Annotated in this window: 4 protein-coding genes; all 4 read left to right on the top strand. The window is 64.4% G+C overall.

Annotated features, from left to right (window positions below):
- Window positions 1-398 precede the first annotated feature (398 nt).
- The 4 genes from thiC to L284_RS0123555 all read left to right on the top strand — a co-directional run bounded on the left by thiC (window position 399) and on the right by L284_RS0123555 (window position 4,488).
- Window positions 399-2,303: a phosphomethylpyrimidine synthase ThiC gene (gene thiC, locus L284_RS25770; protein ID WP_021232143.1), complete on the top strand. Its 1,905-nt coding sequence runs from the start codon at window positions 399-401 to the stop codon at window positions 2,301-2,303.
- A 145-nt stretch (window positions 2,304-2,448) separates the two neighbouring features.
- Window positions 2,449-2,718 (top strand): hypothetical protein, encoded by a 270-nt coding sequence (locus L284_RS25765; protein ID WP_021232142.1) that lies wholly within the window; start codon window positions 2,449-2,451, stop codon window positions 2,716-2,718.
- 2 nt (window positions 2,719-2,720) lie between these two features.
- Window positions 2,721-3,473, top strand: a complete 753-nt coding sequence (locus L284_RS25760) for a DUF72 domain-containing protein (protein ID WP_031341317.1) — start codon at window positions 2,721-2,723, stop codon at window positions 3,471-3,473.
- A 250-nt stretch (window positions 3,474-3,723) separates the two neighbouring features.
- Window positions 3,724-4,488, top strand: coding sequence for a GGDEF domain-containing protein (locus tag L284_RS0123555; RefSeq protein ID WP_021232140.1), 765 nt, complete (start codon window positions 3,724-3,726; stop codon window positions 4,486-4,488).
- The last annotated feature ends 41 nt before the right edge of the window (window positions 4,489-4,529 follow it).

Below are 4,529 nucleotides of genomic sequence, written 5' to 3'. Positions count from 1 at the left end.
GGCCTGGGCCCTGCGACGAACTCGCGGCCCATCGTCACCACCGGAGCAAACCCGCCGCCCGATACCGAGCCGCCGGGCCAGGGATCGTCGCCCGCTTCCGCCCCCATGGCGCGGGCAACTTCGCGCGCAGGCGCGTCGAGGCGATAGATGATCGGCATGTCTATCTTTGGGCCCTAGACGGGCGGAAAAGCCGCGTCTATCGTCCGCGCCATCCCCGGGGAGCTTGTGCCCATGGCTTCGCGTCAGCGAGAGCCGGAAGGAAACAAATGGCTGAGAGGGGCAGGTCACGCTGCCCGACCCGTTGAACCTGAACCCGTTAACACGGGCGGAGGGAAGGGCGGGCCACAGGACTATCTGTCGCGACCTTTCTTTCGTCCATAAGTCGAAGGAAATCGCTTATGGCCGACATCAATTCCAAACTGGAAATCCCCCTCCCGGGAGGGCACTTCGATGTTACCACTGGACCCATTCGTGGGTCGAAGAAGATTCATGTCGGGCCGCTCGGCGTCGCCATGCGGGAAATCCATCTTGAGCCGGGATCGGGCGAAGCGCCGGTGCGCGTCTACGACACTTCCGGCCCCTATACTGATCCTGACGTCACCATCGACATCGCGGCGGGCCTTGCGGTCAAGCGCCGAGACTGGATCCTCGCACGCGGCGATGTGGAGGACTACGCAGGCCGCGCGGTGAAGCCGGAGGACAATGGCCAACTCGGCCCGGACCGCTCCGGCGGCGTGCCGGCATTCCCCAACGTCGCCAGGCGCCCGCTGCGCGCAAAGGCGGGCATGAACGTCAGCCAGATGCACTATGCCCGTCGCGGGATCATCACGCCGGAGATGGAGTACGTTGCCGAGCGCGAGAATCTCGGCCGCGCGATGCTCAAGGAATATGCGCGCGACGGGCAGGATTGGGGCGCGGCGATCCCCGACTACGTCACGCCGGAGTTCGTGCGCGAGGAAGTGGCGCGCGGCCGGGCGATCATCCCGTCCAACATCAACCACCCGGAAAGCGAGCCGATGGCGATCGGTCGCAATTTTCTGGTCAAGATCAACGCCAATATCGGCAATTCCGCCGTCGCGTCCGACGTGGCGAGCGAAGTCGACAAGATGGTCTGGTCGATCCGCTGGGGCGCCGACACGGTGATGGACCTCTCCACGGGCCGCAACATCCACGACACCCGCGAATGGATCATCCGCAACTCGCCCGTGCCGATCGGCACCGTGCCGATCTACCAGGCGCTGGAGAAAGTCGGCGGCATTGCCGAGGACCTGACCTGGGAAGTCTTCCGCGATACCCTGATCGAACAGGCCGAGCAGGGCGTGGACTACTTCACCATCCACGCCGGCGTGCGCCTGCCTTTCGTGCCGCTGGCGGCCAAGCGCGTGACCGGCATCGTCAGCCGCGGCGGCTCGATCATGGCCAAGTGGTGCCTCGCCCATCACAAGGAATCGTTCCTCTACGAACGCTTCGACGAGATCACCGAGATCATGAAGGCCTACGACGTCGCCTATTCGCTGGGCGACGGCCTGCGCCCCGGCTCGATCGCCGACGCCAACGACGAAGCGCAGTTCGCCGAACTCTACACCCTGGGCGAACTCACCAAGCGCGCCTGGGCGCAGGACGTGCAGGTGATGATCGAGGGTCCGGGCCACGTGCCGATGCACAAGGTGAAGGAGAACATGGACAAGCAGCTCGAGGCTTGCGGCGAAGCGCCGTTCTACACCCTCGGGCCGCTCGTGACCGACATCGCGCCGGGTTACGACCATATCACCAGCGGCATCGGCGCCGCCATGATCGGCTGGTACGGCACGGCGATGCTCTGCTACGTCACCCCCAAGGAGCATCTCGGCCTGCCGGACCGGGACGACGTGAAAGTCGGCGTCGTCACCTACAAGCTGGCCGCCCACGCCGCCGATCTGGCGAAGGGCCACCCGGCCGCCAAAGTCCGCGACGATGCGCTCAGCCGTGCCCGCTTCGAGTTCCGCTGGCGCGACCAGTTCAACCTCAGCCTCGATCCCGACACCGCCGAGCAGTACCACGACCAGACGCTTCCGGCCGAGGGCGCCAAGTCCGCGCATTTCTGCTCGATGTGCGGGCCGAAGTTCTGCTCGATGAAGATCAGCCAGGAAGTGCGGGACTTCGCCGCGAAGCAGAACCAGCCGAGCACCGGCTTCATCGCGGCGGGGGAAGCCGGCAAGCTCGCCATCTCCGAAGCCGAAGCAGGGATGGTTCGGATGAGCAAGGTGTTCAAGGAAACCGGCAGCGAACTCTATATGGGCGCCGGAAACCGCGAGCACGACTGACCGAACCGACGTCGTTCCGGGTCGAGCCCGGGACGACGAACGTTTGAACGCTCGCCAATTTCCCTTCGCGAGAATCGATCGCGCTGGTATCGTCGCCGTCTACCAAGAAGGTTCTCGAATGCCGCGCAATTCCAATGGCGATCTAATGAAGCTCGCGCACGACAGTTATTGGCTCTGGGCCGAATCCATGATGGTCATGGGCATGCGCACCACCGATATGATGACCGGTCGCGGCAGCAACACCGAGAATCTCCTGATGGTGACCGAGAAGCTGCAGGCCGGTGCCGAACTGGCGATCAAGCTGGCGACCGGCGGGCTGACTTCGCCGGAAAAGACGGCGCACAAGGCCGTGCGGCATTACCGAAAGCGCGTGACGGCCAACCGCCGGCGGCTGGCGCGGAAAAAGACTCCGTGAGGGTGAAGGCGCCGGGGGAGATCCACGTCGGTATCGGCGGCTGGAGCTACGAACCCTGGCGGGAGACGTTCTACCCCAAAGGCATTTCCAAGGCGCGGGAGCTGGAATATGTCGGCCAGCACCTGACCGGGACCGAGATCAACGCCACGTTCTACGGGCGCCAGAAACCGGCCAGCTTCGCCAAATGGCGGGACTCCGTGCCGGAACATTTCCGCTTCGCCGTGAAGGGCTCCCGCTACTGCACGAACCGCAAGAACCTTGCGGAAGCGGGCGAGAGCATCGCCAATTTCGTCGATCAGGGCATCGTCGAACTCGGCGACAAGCTCGGCCCCATCAACTGGCAGCTTGCCCCGGCTAAGCGGTTCGATCCCGAGGAGATCGCGCGATTCTTCGCCCTGCTGCCCCAGGAGCATCACGGCCTGCGCTTGCGCCATGCCCTCGAGCCCCGGCATGAGAGTTTTCGCGATCCCGTGTTTCTCGATCTTGTTCGGGAAGCCGGGATGGCGGTGATCCTTGCCGACAGCACGGAGTACCCCGCGTTCAAGGAAGCGGCGGAGGCAAGCCCTTTCCTCTATGTGCGACTCCAGAATGCGCAAAGCGAGATCGAACAGGGCTATCCCGAGGCCGACCTCGATCGCTGGGCTGCGCGCGCTGCAGAATGGTCGAAGTCCGGTCGCGACGTCTTCGCGTTCTTTATCAATGGCGCGAAAGAAAGAGCCCCGGCGGCGGCCATGGCGACCATCGCGCGCCTTTGACACGAATGCCCGTTTTTTGCCAAGGCGTTAGGATGGGAAGCTAACCCGTCCTGAAAAAGTCCGCATCCACACGCGATCGGGCCTGCGGCGGCAAACGTTTGTGACCTCCGTGGAATCCCCGAGTTGTCACGGGCGGACGACCTTCTAAGCGCACACGGGCGGCAGTGTTTTTGTAGGAAGGCGAAGTAAAGCCTTAACTATCATCCTATATTGACACGACCAGGGTTCAACGGGGTAAGGTTTCATTCGCATGAAAAGCCAGGGCTGGCGCAATGTCGCCGCGGGCACGGCCCTGTCCGTCGCGGGGGCGGCAGTGCTGTTGCAGATTGCGGCCCTGCTGCCCGGTCTTGGGATTTCGACGCAGTTCATCGTGTCGGGACTGATCGTGGCGCTGGCGGTGTCGGCGCCGGTCTGCCTCGTGCTCCTGCGTCAGCAAGCCAGGATCGCCGGGCTTCATTCCGATCTGGCGCAGGCGTTCCAGCGCCTCGAACGCAGCGCGCAGGTGGACGGGATGACCGGACTTACCAATCGAGACGTTTTCATCGAGATGACTCGCGATGCCATGGCGGATCGCGCCGGGTGGCTGATCGTGGCCGACGTCGACCATTTCAAGCAGATCAACGACGATTTCGGGCACGGCGTCGGCGACCGCGTGCTGGTCGCGATCGGCGATGCCATACAGGGCAACTTGCGCGCCGGCGACCTCTGCGGCCGACTGGGCGGCGAGGAGTTCGGCCTGTTCCTCCATGCTCGGGGCGGGCGGGAAGCCCATGCCGCCGCCGAGCGCCTGCGCCGCACGGTGTCGGAGCTGGGAATATCGACTTTCGCGGGCGGCGAGATAGCGCCCACGCTCAGCCTCGGAATTGCCGCCTCGCAGGGCCTGACCTTTTCGGAAGTCATGCGGCGAGCGGACGAAGCGCTTTACGAGGCGAAGCGGCAGGGCAGGAACCGCACGGTCCTCGCGTCCGAGCCGACCACTGAAAATCACTTGCGGCTGGTCGCGGCAAAAGCCTGAGGCTGCCCTTGGAAATGAAGAAGGCGCGCCGCTCGTGCGAG

The organism is Novosphingobium lindaniclasticum LE124, from assembly GCF_000445125.1.
GTDB lineage: Bacteria > Pseudomonadota > Alphaproteobacteria > Sphingomonadales > Sphingomonadaceae > Novosphingobium > Novosphingobium lindaniclasticum.
This window is presented reverse-complemented; position numbering and strand designations above follow the sequence as displayed.

Coding starts and splice junctions, on each gene's coding strand:
- thiC (WP_021232143.1), top strand. CDS start 399: ATGGCCGACATCAATTCCAAACTGGAAATCCCCCTCCCGGGAGGGCAC.
- L284_RS25765 (WP_021232142.1), top strand. CDS start 2,449: ATGAAGCTCGCGCACGACAGTTATTGGCTCTGGGCCGAATCCATGATG.
- L284_RS0123555 (WP_021232140.1), top strand. CDS start 3,724: ATGAAAAGCCAGGGCTGGCGCAATGTCGCCGCGGGCACGGCCCTGTCC.